Below are 16,805 nucleotides of genomic sequence, written 5' to 3'. Positions count from 1 at the left end.
CTGAACCGCAACGGCGGAAGGCGAGCTGCTCGCCGGCCGCCCATGAACCGCCCCGGCCCGACTCCTTACTGCCAGTCGTCGTAGGGCGGCGGCGGATCCGTCTCCTCGAACGGGTCGAGCGGCGGCTCCTCGTCGAACGGCGCCGGCGCCGACGCGGCGGACCCGGCCGACGGCGCGGAGCCGGACCCGTCCGGCTCCGCGCCGGAGGACCCGGTCCGCGGCGCGGCGGGGGCCCCGGTCGACGGTGCGGCGGGGGATGCCCCGGGGGCGCGGCACTCGGCCAGGGTGTCGAGCACGCCTTGGGCGTACTTGGTGAGCTTGGCCTCCCCCACGCCGCCGACGGTGCCCAGCTCCGCGGCCGTGGCGGGGAACAAGGTCGCGATCTCGCGCAGGGTGGCGTCGTGGAAGACGACGTACGCCGGCACGCCCTGCTCCTTGGCCGTCGCGGCCCGCCAGGCGCGGAGGGCCTCGAAGACCGGAACGGCCGCGGCCGGCAGGTCGACGGGGACACGCGCGCCCTTGCCGGAACGCGACCCGGACTCCTTGCGGGCCCCGGCGGCGGGCGCCTTCTCCTTACGCAGCGCCACGGTACGGCGCCCGCCGAGCACCTCGCCGCTGGCGTCCGTCAGCACCAGCGTCCCGAAGTCGCCCTCGACCGCCAGCAGCCCCTGCGCCAGCAGCTGGCGCACGACCCCGCGCCACTCCGCGGTGCCCAGGTCGGCCCCGACGCCGAACACCGACAGCCCGTCGTGGTCGAACTGGATGACCTTGGCGGTCTTCTTGCCCTGGAGGATGTCGATGATCTGGCCCGCGCCGAACTTCTGGCGCCGCTCCTTCGCCAGCCGCCACACCGTGGACAGCAGCTTCTGCGCCGCGACCGTGCCGTCCCAGGACTCGGCCGGGGTCAGACAGGTGTCGCAGTTGCCGCAGCGTTCGCCCGACTGCCCGAAGTAGGCCAGCAGCCGCGCCCGCCGGCAGTCGACGGTCTCGCAGAGCGCCAGCATGGCGTCCAGGTGCGCGGCCAGCGAGCGGCGGTGCGTCTCGTCGCCCTCGGAGCCGTCGATGAGCTTGCGCTGCTGGACCACGTCCTGCAGCCCGTACGCCAGCCATGCCGTGGCCGGCTCTCCGTCGCGGCCGGCGCGGCCGGTCTCCTGGTAGTAGCCCTCGACCGACTTCGGCAGGTCGAGGTGGGCCACGAAGCGCACGTCCGGCTTGTCGATGCCCATGCCGAAGGCGATCGTCGCCACCATCACGACCCCGTCCTCCCGCAGGAAGCGCGCCTGGTTCGCCGCACGCGCGCGGGCGTCCATTCCGGCGTGGTACGGCAGGGCGTCGACACCGTGCTCCACCAGGGCGGCCGCGGTCTTCTCCACGGAGGACCGTGAGAGGCAGTAGACGACTCCGGCGTCCCCCTCGTGCTCGGTGCGGATCAGCTCCAGGACCTGCTTGACGGGGTTGTTCTTGGGGACGATGCGGTACTGGATGTTCGGCCGGTCGAAGCTCGCGACGAAGTGCCGGGCGTCCTGCAGACCGAGCCGCGCCGCGATCTCCGCGTGGGTGGCCTCCGTGGCCGTCGCGGTCAGCGCGATCCGCGGCACCTTGGGCCACCGCTCGTGCAGCATGGAGAGCGCGAGGTAGTCGGGGCGGAAGTCGTGGCCCCACTGGGCGACGCAGTGCGCCTCGTCGATCGCGAAGAGCGACACCGTGCCCCGGTCGAGCAGCCGCTGCGTCCCCTCCGTGCGCAGCCGCTCGGGGGCGAGGTAGAGCAGGTCCAGCTCGTCGGCGAGGAAGGCCTGCTCGACGGCCTGCCGCTCGTACGGGTCCTGGGTCGAGTTGAGGAACCCGGCGCGCACGCCGAGGGCGGTCAGCGCGTCCACCTGGTCCTGCATCAGCGCGATGAGCGGCGAGATCACGATGCCCGTGCCCTCCCTCACGAGCGCCGGGATCTGGTAGCAGAGCGACTTCCCGCCGCCGGTCGGCATCAGGACGAGGGCGTCGCCGCCCCCGACGACCTGCTCGACGATCTCCCGCTGTTCGCCGCGGAAGGCGCTGTAGCCGAAGACGCGGTGAAGCACCTCGAGAGCGTCGGAGGTCGTGGGGGAAGCATCCGGAAGGGCCATTCGACAAGCCTAACGGCGTGCGCCGACACCCCCGGCCCCGTCCACCGAACCTGTGGACGACCAGCCCGGCCGGGGGCCGTCCCGAGGGCGGCTCAGCCCGCGACGCGGGCCATCCACGCCTCGACGTCGTCCGCGGACCGCGGCAGGCCCGCCGACAGGTTCTCGTGGCCCTCGTCGGTGACGACCAGGTCGTCCTCGATCCGCACGCCGATGCCCCGCCACTCCTCGGGCACGGTGAGGTCGTCGGGCTGGAAGTACAGACCCGGCTCGACGGTGAGGACCATGCCCGGCTCCAGGACGCCGTCGACGTACTCCTCGTTCCGGGCGTGCGCGCAGTCGTGGACGTCCAGGCCGAGCATGTGACCGGTGCCGGCCATGGTGAAGCGGCGCTGGAGGCCGAGTTCGTACGCCCGCTCGGCGGGGCCCTCGATGAAGCCCCACTCGACCAGCCGGACCGCGAGGTGGCGCTGGGACGCCTCGTGGAAGTCGCGGTACGCGGCGCCCGGCTTCACGGCCGCCATGCCCGCCTCCTGGGCCTCGTACACCGCGTCGTAGACCTTGCGCTGCACGGGCGTGAAGGTCCCGCTGATCGGGAGCGTGCGCGTGACGTCGGCGGTGTAGAGCGTGCGCGTCTCCACTCCGGCGTCGAACAGGAGCAGCTCCCCCGGGCGGACCGGGCCGTCGTTCTCCGTCCAGTGCATGATCGTGGCGTGCTCGCCCGCGGCGCAGATGGACCCGTAGCCGACGGAGTTGCCCTCCAGGCGCGCCCGGCGGAAGAAGGTGCCCTCGATCCAGCGCTCGGAGGACGCGACGGCCCGGGAGAGCTCGCCGACGGCGTCGGTGAACCCGCGCACGGTGGAGTCCACGGCCTTGCGCATCTCGGCCAGCTCCCACGCGTCCTTGACGAGCCGGAGATCGCTGAGCACCTCCTCCAGCTCGTCGTCGCGCGCCTCGTCGGTGGTGACGGCGGCTTCCAGGGCGGGGTCGACGCCTCGGACGATCCGGGTGGGCACACCGGAGGCGGCGGCCAGGTCGGCGGCGGCCGTGCGGACGTCGCGGCAGGACAGACCGAGCACGCGCTCCGACTCGGCGAGGGAGCGGCGGCGGCCCATCCACAGCTCCGCCGTGGGGCCCGTCCAGAACTCGTTGTTCTCCCTGCTGTCCCGTGGCAGCTGGTAGCAGTAGGCGTCATGGCCGCCGTCGGCGCGGGGTTCGAGGACGAGGGCGCCGTCCCGGGCCTGGTCCCCGGTCATGTGCACATAGGCGGAGTGCGGCCGAAAGGGGTAGGTGTCGTCGTTCGAGCGGACCTTGAGGCTGCCCGAGGGGATCACGAGGCGTTCGCCGGGGAAGCGCGCGGAGAGCGCGGCGCGGCGGCGGGCCGCGTACGGCGCCTGCTCGTCGAGCGCCAGGTCGTGACGCTCGGTGTCCGCCCACCCCGTGCGCATGAGGGCGGACAGCTCCTCGGAGATCCCTGTGTACAGCCCGTTCTTTCGGCCCTTGGCCACGGCGTTCCCCTGCTTCCCGTCGGTGAGGGTGGGTCCTGGACTGCGTGCTGCGCGGGGCAGGACGCGCCCTGGACGGTAGCCGGGTACGGGGGCGTGGGGTGCCGAAGTGTGCCACTGGCACAGATCGGCCACGCCGCCCTGGTTGCCGTCGATAATGCGGGGCATGACGAACGCGAGACTCGGCGAGGCCCTCCGGCTCCTGGGCATCGACGATGCCGCGGGCCGGGTCTATCTGGCACTCCTCGAACGGGCACCCGCCCCGCTGAGCGAGATCGGGGCCGCGGCGGGCCTGAGCGGTGCGGAGCTCGCCGCGGCGTACGGCGCACTGGCCGACGCGGGTCTGGCCCGTGCGGCGGAGGAGGGTGCGGAGGTGGTGGCTCCGGTGCCGCCCGCCGCGGGGCTGGAGATCCTCGCCCGGCACCGCGCGGCCGAGCTCGACGCGTCGCGTATCGCCGTCGGGGGCGCCTTCGAGTCGTTCCGGCGGCAGCGGCTCGCCGCGTACGACGACCATCTCGTCGAGGTCGTCACCGGGGACGCCGTCGGCCCGAGGATGCGGCACGCGTGGGCGAGCGCCCGCGAACAGATCCGTCAGTTCGAGTCGCCGCCGTACTTCCCGCTCTCCACCGCCACCCAGGACGCGCTGGCCACGCTCGCCCGCGGGGTGACGCAGCGGGTCGTCTACTCGCGGGAGTCGCTGGAGCATCCCGGTCATCTGAGGGACGTCATCGAGCCGTGCGTCGAGGCCGGCGAGCAGGCCAGGGTCCTGCCGTCGGTGCCGGTCAAGCTCCTGATCATCGACGACGCCTACGCGCTGGTGTCGTTGTCGATCAAGGAGGCGGACGTCGTCAACACGCTGCTGGTGGTGCAGCCGAGCGGGCTGCTCTCCGCGCTCGTGGCCCTCTTCGAGCAGTCCTGGCAGAACGCCCTGCCCTTCCACGGCCGTACCACACGCCCGGGCGGCCTGCCTCCGGCCGACCGTCGTCTGCTGTGGCTCCTGGCGGGCGGCGCGACCGACGAGGTCGTCGCCCGGGAGCTGGGGATCAGCCGCCGCACGCTCTTCCGCCGGCTCCAGATCCTGATGGCCCGTCTGGGAGCCGCCAACCGCTTCCAGTTGGCCTTGCAGGCGCAGCGTTCCGGTTGGCTGTGACCGAGGGTCCCTGGAGCGGAATCGCACGAACGGCCGGGCTCCCGGGGGAACCGGGCGGCGGATTGGTGCCAATGGCCCGCAGTCGTCCGCATATTGACGATCGGTCACCTGTTCGCGCCCGGTGATAAGATCACGACGCTTGCGGAGCGGTGGATGGGTGCAAAACGACATCTCCGACCACGGCGACCATCCGGGCAAGTACCCCGGTACGGACGGTCCGCCGGTCCACCCGCATTGACGGAATTCAGCAACTGACCGTCAGTCGCCTGAAGAGAGCCTTATGACGTCTTACGCACAGAACCCAGCACTCTGGGTCCTCCTGGTCGCCGTCCTCGGCGCTGTGGCCGTAATCGTTCGCCAGCGCAAAGCGATACGGACTTTACGGCAGGAGACCGCAGAGCTCAAGGCCCACTACTCCGAGTTGGAGAACAGCTACTCGAAATCCGTCGAGGACGAGAAGGAGCGGGCCCAGGACTCGACCAAATCGGTCCTGAAGTCCGCCATGCGGACCCTCCAGGGCCTCGCCGCCGAGCAGCAGTTGGTCATCTCCGGGCTGCAGAGCAAGTACGGCGATTCCGTCATTCTCCACGACCTTCTGGAGATCGACCACACCAACTCCCAGTTCGGCCGGCGCGCACAGTCCATCGCCGTGCTGTGCGACGGCTGGCTGGGGCGCCAGCGTGAAGTCGCCTCGGTGTACGACGTGGTCCGCAGCGCCCAGGGAAGAATCCGTCACTACCGGCGGGTCGAAATCCTTTCGCAGGTCGACTTCGGCATCACGAGCCGGGCCGTCGAACCGGTGGCGCTGGCTCTCGCGGAGCTGCTCGACAATGCCACGAGCTATTCCAGCCCGGACACCGTGGTCGAAATCAATATCCGTACCGTGCCCAAGGGTATTTGTATCGTCGTCGACGACGCCGGTGTCGGCATGAACGACGAGGAGCGGGCCCGGGCCGCGAAACTCCTGACGACTGAGCGCGTCTCCGGCGTGTCCGGACTCGGCAGCCCGCCGCAGTTCGGTTTCGCCGTCATCGGCGTGCTCTGTGAACGCTTCGGATTCGAGGTGTCCGTGGACTCCAGTTCGCCGTACGGCGGCGTCCGCTCGGTCCTTCTCCTGCCGCACGACATGCTCACCGGCATGCCGGAGAAGAAGGCCCCCGCGCCCGCCGTTCCCGCCGTCGCCGCGCCGGACCCGAGCGGTCCCACGTCCGCGGTGACCACGTCCACGACGGACGACGGTCTGCCGCGACGGCGTCGCAAGCGGCCGATGGCCATCGTGACCGGCTCCACCGCGGCCGCGCCCGCACCGGCCCGCTCCGGTGCGGAGACCGCGGCGATCATGGGGGCCTTCCAGCGAGGCACGCAGTCCGGCCGGGCCACGCGCCCGGACTCGGCGGACCAGACCAGCAGCACACGTGATGCGAGCAGCGAAGGGCATGAGATCTCGTGAACGACGATCTGTCATGGATGCTTGACAGCGCCTTGGAGATACCCGGGGCGCTGCACGCGGTCCTGGTCTCCGCCGACGGTCTGCTGATGGCCCGGACCAGGGATTTCGAGAAGGACAACGCGGACACGGTAGCGGCGGCGATGAGCGGCATGCAGTCGCTCAGCCGCTCGCTCGGGTTCTTCGTCGAGGCCGGGCGCCTGCAGTGGCGCCAGACGCTGGTCGAGTTCGACGGCGGCTGGGTCTTCCTGATCTCCGCCGGCGAAGGCGCGTACCTCGGTGTCTCGGCCTCGCCGGACGTCGACATGCAGGACATCACGTTCCGGATGCAGCAGCTCGTCGGTCAGCTGGGCAAGGCCCTGACGACACCGCCGCGCGAGAACCTCGGCGTCCGCTCATGAACGGTTTCGACGAACTGGGTCCCGAGGCGGCGGAGTTAGTTCGTCCGTACGTCATCACCAAGGGGCGCGGCCTGCCCGACGAGGCGCAGCTGTCCCTGGTCACGCTGGTGACCGCGGCCGACGACCGGCAGCAGCGGCGCCCCACCCGGCTCTCTCCGGAGGAGCAGAGCCTGCTGGAGCTGTGCACCGCCGGCTATCTCTCGGTCGCCGAGGTCGCGGGCCACACCCGGCTGCCGATCGGTGTGGTGAGGATCCTTCTCTCCGCCCTCAGCGAGGGCGGCTATCTCGTCACCCGTCCACCCGTGCAGCGTGCCGCGCTCGCGGACCGAGACATTCTCGAGGAGGTCCTGAATGGGCTCCGCGCCAAGTTTGGATGAGCAGGCGTACGTGCGCGGCGGGGCGACGCAGACCGCCGTGAAGATCCTCGTCGTCGGTCACTTCGCCGTGGGCAAGACCACCTTCATCGGTGCGATCTCGGAGATTCCTCCGCTGACCACCGAGGAGACGATGACCCGCGCCGGCGAGTCCTTCGACGACCTCAAGGGGGTCCGGAGCAAGACCACCACGACGGTGGCCATGGACTTCGGCCGTCTGACCATCAGCGACCGCGTCGTGCTCTACCTGTTCGGGACGCCCGGCCAGCAGCGCTTCGTCCAGATGTGGGAGGACATGGCACGCGGCGCGCTCGGAGCGCTGGTGCTGGTCGACCCCGAGCGGCTGGCGGACTCCTTCGCCGTGATCGACCTGATCGAGCAGTACGGCCTCGACTACGCGATCGCCGTCAACCACTTCGACGGCACCCAGGACCGCGAGGAACGGGCGCTGCGCGAGGCGCTGGACCTGCTCGACGACACGCCGGTCGTCACCTGCGACGCGCGCGACGAGAAGTCGTCCGCCGACGCGCTGATCACCCTCGTCCGCTACTTGCTGGACCGCGCTCACTAGGAAGAGACATGGACGCTCGACCCACCACCCCCGTACCCCCGCCCGGGTGCCCCGCCCACGAGACCGGCGGCCGGGTACCGCTGCACGGACCGGAGTTCGCGGCAGACCCGCAGGCGTACTACGCCTATCTCCGCAACTACGGCCCGACCGCGCCCGTGGAGCTCGCTCCGGGGGTGGAGGCCACGCTCGTCACGGACTACGCGACGGCGCTGCAACTCCTCCAGGACTCCGGTTCCTTCCGCAAGGACGCGCGCCGCTGGCGCGACCTCAACGAGGGCCGGATCAGCCCGGACAGCCCGATCGTGCCCGTGCTGGCGTACCGCCCCAACTGCATGTTCAGCGACGGCGCCGAGCATCTGCGGCTGCGTCAGGCGGTCACGGACAGCATGGCCCGCGTCGACACGCGCAAGCTGAGCCGGACCACGGAGCAGGTCTCCGAGTACCTGATCGCGCAGTTCGGCACGCGCGGCTCGGCCGACCTGCTGGCTGACTACGCCAAGCAGCTGCCGATGTTCGTGTTCAACGAGCTCTTCGGCTGCCCCGCCGACATCGGCGACCGGGTGCTGTTCGGCATCACCGGCATGTTCGACGGTGTCAACGCCGAGCGGGCGATCGAGGTGCTGTTCGGAGCCGTCGGCGAACTGGTGGCGCTCAAGCGGGCCAGGCCCGGGGACGACGTCACCTCGTGGCTGATGCAGCATCAGGCGAAGCTGACGGACGAGGAGATGGTCCATCAGCTCGCCCTGCTGCTGGTCGCGGGCAACGAACCGCTGCGCAACCTCATCGGCAACACCCTGCACCGGCTGCTCACCCACGACGCGTACGCCCACAAGGGCGGGCTGATCGACGAGGCCATCGACGACACGCTGTGGGAGAACCCGCCCATGCAGAACCTGGCGCCGCACTACCCGGCGTCCGACATGGAGTTCGCCGGGCAGAAGTTCCGGGCGGGCGATCTCGTCCTCGTCAGCTTCGCGGCCGCCAACACCGGGCCGACGCTGACGGCTTCGCGACAGTCCGGCAGCAACCGGGCCCACCTGGCGTGGAGCGCGGGCCCGCACGCCTGCCCGTCGAAGGACCCCGCACGGCAGATCACCGTCACCGCCGTCGAGAACCTGCTCAACCGGCTTCCCGACGTCGAACTCGCGGTGCCGGAGGACAGTCTCGTCTGGCGGCCGGGCCCGTTCAACCGTGGTCTGGCCACACTGCCGGCCCGGTTCACCCCGGCCGAGGGCGGACACCGGACTCCCACGCAGTCACGTCCCGGCGCGGCGGCCCACGCCGAGGCGTCCGAGGCGGGCCGCAAGCGCGAACGGAGCGGTATGTGGAGCCAGTTCCTCAACTGGCTGGCGAAGTGATCAACGCAACCCCACCTGCCTGTCCCGTCACTGCATGAACGTTCTGCCTCAGGGGTAGTGAGCACCGCGTTGTTCGGAGCTGCTTACGAGGCAAAGGAGTGTCGTGGACCACATATCCATCGACGCCGGGATTCTGCACCACCCCACCCCGTTCGACCCCCTCGATACCCGCCCGTCCGGGCGGGTATCTTCTTGGGTGCCCACAGACGCGGGGGGAACGCTGGGGGAACACGCCGCGAGACAGGTGCTGCGGCTGTGCGAGGCCGCGGGGTTGGACGGGGCCGACTCCGCGGCGTATGCGCGGACCATGCTCTCCGCGCTGGGCCCCGTCGCCGAGCGGTCACTCGACCTGCCGGCGCCCGACGACTCCTTCCTCTCCGACGACCACACCCCGGTGGAGTTCTCGCTCTCCTTCACGCCGGACCAACGACCCACGCTGCGCGTGCTCCTGGAGCCGGGGTGCGGCGCCGCCGACCTGGCGGAGAACGGCCGTACCGGACTGCGGGTGGTCCGTGGGATGGCGCGGCGCTGGGGCTTCGACACCAGGCGGCTGGACGAGCTGGAGGACCTGTTCTTCCCGCCGGACCCCCAGGGTCCGCTGGCGCTCTGGTGCGCGCTGGAGCTGGTCCCCGGCGGGGTCCCCCGGGTGAAGGTCTATCTGAACCCCGCGGCGTCCGGGAAGGAACGTTCCGCCGACACCGTACGGGAGGCCCTGCGCCGACTCGGCCACCACCAGGCGTTCGCGTCCCTGCCGACGGGCGACCGCCATCTGTTCTTCGCCCTGGACCTCGGCGACTGGGCCGAGCCCCGGGTGAAGATCTATCTCGCGCACCACGACCTGTCGGCGGCCGAGGCGGCCGGCCTGTCCCGCGTGGACGGCGGTCCGGGAGCGGCGGAGATCACCTCGTTCTTCCGCACGGCGGCCGGTCACGACACCGATGCCCCCGGCCGCGACCCGCGGCTCGACCGCCGCCCGGTGCAGTCCTGCCACGCCTTCACCGAGACGGTGACCGGACGGCCCAGCGGCTTCACGCTGTACATCCCCGTCCGCGACTACGCCCGGCACGACGGCGAGGCCCTCGACCGGGCGGTGGCCGTCCTCGGCCGGCACGGCATGGACGCCACCCCGCTCCGCCGGTCGGTCGCCGCCGTCACCTCGCGCCGGCTGCGGGACGGCGTCGGCCTCATCGCATACGTGGGCCTCGCCCACCAGGAGGGACGGCTGCCGCGCGTGACCGCCTACCTCTCCTCCGAGGCGTACGAGGTGAGGCCGCCGGCCACCGCGGCCGTACCGTCGCGTCGGGCGGAAGCCGTCCACTGACGCGCTACGCGTCCTGCAACTCCCGCAGCTCCCGGAGGTAGGGGCCGACGTCCACCTGGATGGAGGCCCCCTCGGTCCGGCCGTAACGCTCCTCGATGCCCTTGAGGTACGTGCCGATCTCCTCGCGCATGACATCGGCGGGCGGCAGCGTGACGTCACCGTCGACGATCCGCGCCACCCACCGCGCCTGGGCCTCCACGAGGCGGGTGATCGAGCCCACGGGACGGATCAGACCGACGAAGTACAGGCCGGGCCGGTCGGGGGCGACGACCCGTCTGTAGAGCTCGACCACCCCTTGCCGCCTGCCCGCCGGGAGTCCGGCGGGCAGGAAGGGGAAGGCCATGCGGAATCCGGTGCAGTAGACGATCGCGTCCGCCTCCGCCTCGGTGCCGTCGGCGAAGGACACCCGGCCGCCGTCCAGAGAGGCGACGGCGGGCTTGGGGATCACCCCTCCGTGCCGTATGCGGCTGAGGATCTCGTCCGAGATCGTCACGGCGGAGGAGAAGACCGGGTGGTCGGGCTCGGGCAGACCGTAGTCCGACAGCCTGCCCCGCGCCACGAGCAGCGCCTGCTCGACGAAGCTGCGCTGCTCGGGGAAGGACATCTCGCTCCACCACGGCGCGTCGGCGATCAGGTCCACGGACATGCCGAAGAGCTGCTTGGGCACGACGTGCAGTCCCCGGCGGACGGAGAGCATCGTCCGCGCCGCGTGCCGGGAGAGGTCCGCCGCGATGTCGACGCCCGACGCCCCCATCCCCACGACGACGACGTGCTGTCCGGCGAAGTCGGCTCCGTCGCGGTAGTCCATCGAGTGCAGAATCCTTCCGGCGAAGGATTCCGAGCCCCGCGGCAGCGGATCGGGCAGCACCGCCTCGGTGTTGTGGCCGGAGGCGACGACCACCCGCTCGAAGCGCCGTTCCGTCACCTCGCCCCGCGCGTCCCGGCTGACGACGGTCCAGGCACCGTCGTCGCCCTGGCGCACGGAGGTCACCTCGGTGCGCAGTTCGAGGTGCGGCAGCAGTCCGGCCCACTCGGCGAAGGACCGCAGATAGGCGGCGACATCGCTGTGGCCGGGATAGAGGGGCAGCTCCTCCGGCATGGGGAAGTCGCTGTAACCGGTGAGCTGTTTGGCGCTGTTCAGATGGAGCGACATATAGGCCGGGCCACGCTCACCTGCCCCCGGCTGGCGCCAGATCCCACCGACGTCCGGCGCCTTCTCCAGGCAGACGAAGCCGATTCCCCTGACCGAGAGCGCGTGTGCGGTGGCCAGCCCGGACAGGCCCGCACCGATGACACACACGGTCGGGGCGGCGGGGACACCGACCGTACGTGACCTGTCCAAGGATCCCTCCACAGAACACCATCCGTCCTCGCACCGGGGGCGGTTGACACCGCTGACCCCCCGTGCGGGAGCCCGGAAGCCTCACGATACCGATCACGGTTCGAACGTGATCTTCCGAGGGGCCGGGAAACGATCCGGGGTCGCGCCGATGCGAGAACGTCACGGAAAAGCCTTCTCCGGGTTACACGGCGGCTCACCCGGCCGTGCCACGCTCCCGCTTGCAGCAGTGCAACCCGCGTAGACCGCGGTGCCGTTGAGCCGGAAGCCGTGTGTCCCGACGCGTCCCGTCCCCCACGAAAGGTCCCCCATGTCCTCTGTGCCCACCGGCAGATGGAAGGCCCTGGCCGCGACCATATCCGCGGTCCTCATCGGGCTCACCCTCCCGACGGTCGCCGCCACCCCGGCCGGCGCCACCACCACCGCGTACGACAGCACGTACTACAAGAACGCGATCGGCAAGACCGGCACGAGCCTGAAGTCCTCGCTGCACACGATCATCGGCAGCCAGAGCAGGATCTCGTACGACGCGGTCTGGAACGCGCTCAAGGTCACGGACCAGGACCCGAACAACAGCGCCAACGTGGTCCTGCTGTACAGCGGCACCTCGCGCAGCAAGAGCCTCAACGGCGGCGACGTGGGCGACTGGAACCGCGAGCACGTGTGGGCCCAGTCCCACGGCAGCTTCGGCACCTCGGCCGGCCCCGGCACCGACCTCCACCACCTGCGGGCCGCCGACGTCCAGGTCAACAGCATCCGCGGCAACAAGGACTTCGACAACGGCGGCAGCGCGGTCAGCGGCGCGCCCGGCAGCTACACGGACTCCAACTCCTTCGAGCCGCGCGACGCGGACAAGGGCGACGTGGCCCGGATGATCCTCTACATGGCCGTCCGCTACGAGGGCGACGACGCCTGGGCGGACCTGGAGCCCAACGAGTCGGTCTCCAACGGCAGCGTCCCCCTGCACGGCCGCCTCTCGGTCCTGAAGCAGTGGAACGAGCAGGACCCGCCGAGCGCCTTCGAGGAGCGGCGCAACGACGTCATCCACAGCACCTACCAGGGCAACCGCAATCCCTTCATCGACCACCCGGAATGGGTCGAGGCGATCTGGTAGTCCGGCCCTCACGGTCCCCCGAGCTCCGCACCCCGGGTGCGGAGCTCGGCCCGCGAGGCCCGGGGTGACGAACCTGCCCCACTTGGACGCGTCTGCCCGCTTCTACGGAGTGTTCTGACGGTTCCTCCCCTCCTTCCCGACATAGTGCGCTCATGACACGCACCCCCTCCCCCACGCGTCCACGCACTCGCGCGGGTGTCCGCAGGGCGGCCCTGCTCTGTGCCGCCCTCCTCGCCGTCACGGTCCAGACCGGCGCTGTCGCACCCGCGCTCGCCGAGGGCCCGGGCGGCCCCGGCCCGCGCGACTGCGTGCGGACCGAGCGCCCCCTGGACGGTCAGGCCCGGAAGGTCCTGGGCATCACCCGCAAGGCCAAGAACGACCTCAAGCTGAACAGCGTGGAGCTGCGGGTCACCATCGACGGGCGCGAGGTCGTCACCGACGCGCTCGGCGAGTCCATGACCGGAGTCCCGGCCCGCCCTGACATGCACTTCCGCGCCGGCTCCGTGGCCTTCGCCCACATCGGCACGGCCCTCCTCCAGCTGGTGGAGGAGCGGAAGGTCCGGCTCGACGACACCGTGGAGCGCTGGCTGCCCTTCGTACCGAAGGCCGACCGGATCACGCTGCGGATGCTGGCCACCAACACCACCGGCCTCCACGACTACGTCACCGACCCGGCCTTCCTCGCCGAGCTGACGGCACACCCGTTCCGCCACTGGACCCCGCAGCAGCTCCTCGCGTACCCCTTCAGCCACTCGTTCTGGTACGAGCCGGGCACCAACTGGAGCTACTCGCACGCCAACTACCTGCTCCTGAGCATCGCGCTGGAGAAGATCACCGGCACCCGGATCGACCAGCTCCTGAACGAGCGGATCTGGCGTCCCCTGGGGCTGCGCAACACGCAGAACAACTTCACCCCGGAGATCCCGGCGCCGGCCCTGCACGCCTTCACCTCCGACCGCGGCATCTACGAGGAGTCCACCTACTGGAACCCGTCGTGGACCACCGCGCCCGGCGCGGTCATCACGACCGACATCTGTGACCTGGCCCGTTCCGCGCGGGGCATGGGCACCGGCGAACTCCTCTCGCCCCGCTCCTACCGCACCTTCGTCAACCCGGGCACGGTGGGCCTCGGCCACCCGACCGCCACGTGCCCCGCCACGATCTGTCTGCCGCAGACCGAGGCCGCCCACTTCGGACTGGGCATCATCGTGGTCAACGGCTGGCTGGTCCAGAACCCGTCGTTCTCCGGCTATGCGGCGATCCAGGCATACCTGCCCTCGGAGCGTCTCGCGATCGCCGTCTCCACGACCAAGACCGCGGACACGCCCGAGGGCAACACGGCCGAGGACGTCGCCGAGCTCATCGCGGCCGAGCTCGCGCCGGGAACGCCGCTGACGATCAGCTGAGCCACAGGACCTTCACGCGCCGGCTCCTTCGATCAGGAGCCGGCGCGTGACCGCCGTCAGGCAGCATGGTGACCATGAACACGGAGCAGCCGCCGCCCCACGAAGCGAAGGACGTCCACCCGGCCGCCCTCCCGAACTCGGCCGACGTCAGGAACGCGAAGACGACCCTGCTCGGGCTCCTCGCCCGCACCGGCGTACCGCAGGACGAGGCCGGGCAGCTGATCGCGCTGGTCGAGGCCGGCGCCCTCGCGGAGGCGCACGGTGAGATCGCCCCGCTCATCGAGGGCGCCCCGGAGGCGAGGGGCCGTCGGTACGACCTCGGGTGGGCCGACGGCGCCCGGACCGTCGACGACGCACTCCTGCGCATCGCCGAGCGCGCCCTGCGGCGGGCCCTCGGCGCCGACGAGCAGGACGACTCCGCGCAGGGCGGTGCGGCGGACACGGCGCACGTCCACCCCCCGGTCGCGGGGGTGGACGTGGAGCGGGCGAAGGTGGCCGTGACCCCGCTCTATCTGGCCTTCACCCATGTCTCCGACCTCGACCCGGAGGTGTCGGAGGACGTCCTCGTCGCCGTCCTCGGCACGATGAGCACCGCGGAGCGGGCGGGATACGCCGGACATCTGGCCGAGTTCGCGGAGGCCTGGGGCGGACAGCTGGCCCGCGTGTACGCGCAGTACGGACCCGGCAGCGACGTCTCCATCCACGGCCGCTACGCCCTCCTCCACTCCCCCAGCAGCATCGCCGTGCTCGAGCGTCTCGTCTCGGCACCCGTCGCGCTGCGGGAGGAGTGGGACCGGGTGGAGCTCCCTCCCGTGTGGCTGGAAGGGCTGGCGAAGGCCTGGGACGCGCCGCCGGGCGAGTGATCCCCGGCGGCAGGGTCTACCGCGCGTAGGTCTCCAGCTCGGCGACCTTGGGGGCACCCGTCGAGCCGGTGATCTCGAAGGTGATCTTCTTCAGCGAGGTCTGGGGGAAGGTGATGGCCCCCGCCCCGCTGCCGGAGGTCAGGACCGCGCCGGTGTCCGCGTTGACGACCCGCCAGGTCCCGATGCCGCCGGCGGAGCCCGCGGCCTCCCGGACGACGATCCTGGACACGGTGGTGGCGGACCCCCACTTGACGGAGACGGAACCGGTGGCGCCGGCCGGTGACCAGTAGGTGTTCAGGTCACCGTCCCGCACGTTGCCGTAGCTCGTGCCGTCGGCCTTGCTCGAACCGTCGGCCCCCGCCCCGATGCTGAGGTTGGTCCCGCCACCGGGCTGGGTCGGCGTGGGCGTCGGAGCCGGTGTGGTGGGCGCCGGCGTGGTCGGCTGCGGGGTCGTGGGCGCCGGTGTCTGCGGGGTGCAGCTGCCGTCCGACACGCGCAGGCCCTTGTTCGCGCCCGCGGTCTGGCTCACGACGGCCGGCACGCAGCCGGCGTTGTCGAGGCTGTAGGCGTACGGGATGGAGACCGTGGTGTTGGACTGCGGGTTCGGACCCGCGGGGTTGTTGTCGGTGCCGGGGCTCGACCAGGTCACGTTGTCGAAGATGTTGCCGCTGACCTGCCAGTACCCGGCCGCGTCGGTGTAGAAGGTGCCCAGGACGTCCTTGGAGTCCTCGAAGTAGTTGTTGTCCACCTTGGCGCGGGCTCCGGCCCGGGAGTTGATGCCGGACTCGTTGAGGCTCACGTAGTGGTTGTTGTAGATGTGGGCCGTACCCCCGCGCAGGAGGGGCGCGCGGGAGTCGATGTTCTCGTACAGGTTGTGGTGGTACGTGATGAAGCCGTTCGAGAGGTCGCTCTCGCTGGACCCGATGAGGCCGCCGCGGCCGGAGTTGCGCAGGGTGCTGTAGGACAGGGTCACGTACTGGGTGTTGTCTTTCATGTCGAAGAGACCGTCGAATCCCTCCGACTCCCCGCCCGACGCCTCCAGGGTGACGTGATCGACCCACACGTTGCGGACGCCGCTCTCCATGCCGATGGCGTCGCCGCCGTTCGACGTGGGCGAGCCCGACTTCTTGACGTTCCGTACGGTCACGTTCTGGATGATGATGTTGCTGGATTCACGTATATGGATACCCAGTTGGTCGAAGACGGCGCCGCCGCCGACCCCGACGATCGTGACATTGCTGATCTGCTTGAGCTCGATCACACCGTCGGCGGTGTTGCAGCCCGTGCCCGAGACCTTGCTGGTGTTGCCGTGGTTGATGGTGCCCTCGACCTCGATGACGAGCGGCGTGCCGGTACTGGCCCGGCCGCACAGGGCCCCGTGGATCGCGGTCCCCGTGGTGGCCCGCACGGTCTGCCCGCCCGCCCCTCCGGTGGTCCCGCCGTTCTGGGACGCGTAACCGGTGGCGCTGCCGGTCGCCGCCGATGCCTCCGGCATCGACAGGACCACGCCACCCGCGGCCACCAGGGCCGCCGCGGCCAGCGCCGCACTGAGTCGCGGTGCTACTGGTCGTCTCATCGTCGTTCCCCATTCGTCTTCGACATGCGTCGTCGGGTGCCGTCTGATCTGGTGCGTACGTCGTCGTGCCGACGGGCCGATCGCGCCCGCCGACCCACCTGCGGTGGGTCTGCCCATGAGCGGAGAAAGCGCTTTCCGACGGCGACAATAGGGCGCCCCGGTGGGGCTGACAAGGTTCCGTCACGCGGCAAAAATTCAGTGATGTGAACGCCGGAGCTCATCCCGGCCCTCGGTCGGGGGGAACGGTGACCCCGCGTCAACTG

The 16,805-nt window shown here is 70.8% G+C and carries 14 protein-coding genes; 10 read left to right on the top strand and 4 right to left on the bottom strand.

Annotated elements, in window-relative coordinates; genetic code table 11:
- Positions 1-65: 65 nt before the first annotated feature.
- Both recQ and M5362_RS00745 read right to left on the bottom strand, forming a co-directional pair.
- Entirely contained in the window at positions 66-2,120 is a 2,055-nt protein-coding gene (recQ, locus tag M5362_RS00750) for a DNA helicase RecQ (protein WP_260225232.1), read from the bottom strand.
- Positions 2,121-2,212: 92 nt separating this feature from the next.
- On the bottom strand, positions 2,213-3,625 hold the full coding sequence (locus tag M5362_RS00745; RefSeq protein ID WP_260225231.1) for an aminopeptidase P family protein: 1,413 nt from the start codon (positions 3,623-3,625) through the stop codon (positions 2,213-2,215).
- A gap of 163 nt (positions 3,626-3,788) precedes the next feature.
- On the opposite strand from M5362_RS00745, the gene M5362_RS00740 reads away from it, so the two are divergent.
- The 7 genes from M5362_RS00740 to M5362_RS00710 all read left to right on the top strand — a co-directional run bounded on the left by M5362_RS00740 (position 3,789) and on the right by M5362_RS00710 (position 10,244).
- Positions 3,789-4,772 (top strand): LuxR family transcriptional regulator, encoded by a 984-nt coding sequence (locus M5362_RS00740; RefSeq protein WP_260225230.1) that lies wholly within the window; start codon positions 3,789-3,791, stop codon positions 4,770-4,772.
- A gap of 280 nt (positions 4,773-5,052) precedes the next feature.
- Complete coding sequence (locus M5362_RS00735) at positions 5,053-6,222, top strand: ATP-binding protein (RefSeq protein WP_260225229.1); 1,170 nt, start codon at positions 5,053-5,055, stop codon at positions 6,220-6,222.
- A complete protein-coding gene (locus tag M5362_RS00730) occupies positions 6,219-6,620 on the top strand; it encodes a roadblock/LC7 domain-containing protein (RefSeq protein ID WP_260225228.1) in 402 nt (133 codons plus the stop codon). The genes M5362_RS00735 and M5362_RS00730 overlap by 4 nt, the downstream gene beginning before the upstream one ends.
- A complete protein-coding gene (locus M5362_RS00725; protein ID WP_260225227.1) occupies positions 6,617-6,997 on the top strand; it encodes a DUF742 domain-containing protein in 381 nt (126 codons plus the stop codon). The genes M5362_RS00730 and M5362_RS00725 overlap by 4 nt, the downstream gene beginning before the upstream one ends.
- A complete protein-coding gene (locus tag M5362_RS00720; protein WP_260225226.1) occupies positions 6,972-7,565 on the top strand; it encodes an ATP/GTP-binding protein in 594 nt (197 codons plus the stop codon). Before M5362_RS00725 ends, M5362_RS00720 begins: the two co-directional genes overlap by 26 nt.
- Positions 7,566-7,573: 8 nt before the next feature.
- A complete protein-coding gene (locus M5362_RS00715) occupies positions 7,574-8,923 on the top strand; it encodes a cytochrome P450 (protein ID WP_260225224.1) in 1,350 nt (449 codons plus the stop codon).
- A 196-nt stretch (positions 8,924-9,119) separates the two neighbouring features.
- Entirely contained in the window at positions 9,120-10,244 is a 1,125-nt protein-coding gene (locus M5362_RS00710) for a DMATS family aromatic prenyltransferase (protein ID WP_260225223.1), read from the top strand.
- 4 nt (positions 10,245-10,248) lie between these two features.
- On the opposite strand, the gene M5362_RS00705 is transcribed toward M5362_RS00710, so the two are convergent.
- Positions 10,249-11,586, bottom strand: coding sequence for an NAD(P)/FAD-dependent oxidoreductase (locus tag M5362_RS00705; RefSeq protein ID WP_260225222.1), 1,338 nt, complete (start codon positions 11,584-11,586; stop codon positions 10,249-10,251).
- A 307-nt stretch (positions 11,587-11,893) separates the two neighbouring features.
- Here M5362_RS00705 and M5362_RS00700 point away from each other — a divergent pair, with 307 nt between their 5' ends.
- From M5362_RS00700 to M5362_RS00690, 3 genes are all read left to right on the top strand, one after another.
- A complete protein-coding gene (locus M5362_RS00700; RefSeq protein ID WP_260225221.1) occupies positions 11,894-12,697 on the top strand; it encodes an endonuclease I family protein in 804 nt (267 codons plus the stop codon).
- A gap of 152 nt (positions 12,698-12,849) precedes the next feature.
- Positions 12,850-14,103 (top strand): serine hydrolase, encoded by a 1,254-nt coding sequence (locus tag M5362_RS00695; protein ID WP_260225220.1) that lies wholly within the window; start codon positions 12,850-12,852, stop codon positions 14,101-14,103.
- 74 nt (positions 14,104-14,177) lie between these two features.
- Positions 14,178-14,966 (top strand): hypothetical protein, encoded by a 789-nt coding sequence (locus tag M5362_RS00690; protein ID WP_260225219.1) that lies wholly within the window; start codon positions 14,178-14,180, stop codon positions 14,964-14,966.
- Positions 14,967-14,982: 16 nt separating this feature from the next.
- On the opposite strand, the gene M5362_RS00685 is transcribed toward M5362_RS00690, so the two are convergent.
- On the bottom strand, positions 14,983-16,542 hold the full coding sequence (locus M5362_RS00685; RefSeq protein WP_260225218.1) for a polysaccharide lyase family 1 protein: 1,560 nt from the start codon (positions 16,540-16,542) through the stop codon (positions 14,983-14,985).
- Between the last annotated feature and the right edge of the window lie 263 nt (positions 16,543-16,805).

Origin of the sequence: Streptomyces sp. Je 1-79, assembly GCF_025195125.1 — a bacterium.
In the GTDB taxonomy this organism is placed as follows: domain Bacteria; phylum Actinomycetota; class Actinomycetes; order Streptomycetales; family Streptomycetaceae; genus Streptomyces.
The sequence above is the reverse complement of the archived record's forward strand: the minus strand, read 5'-3'. Positions and strand labels throughout refer to the sequence as shown.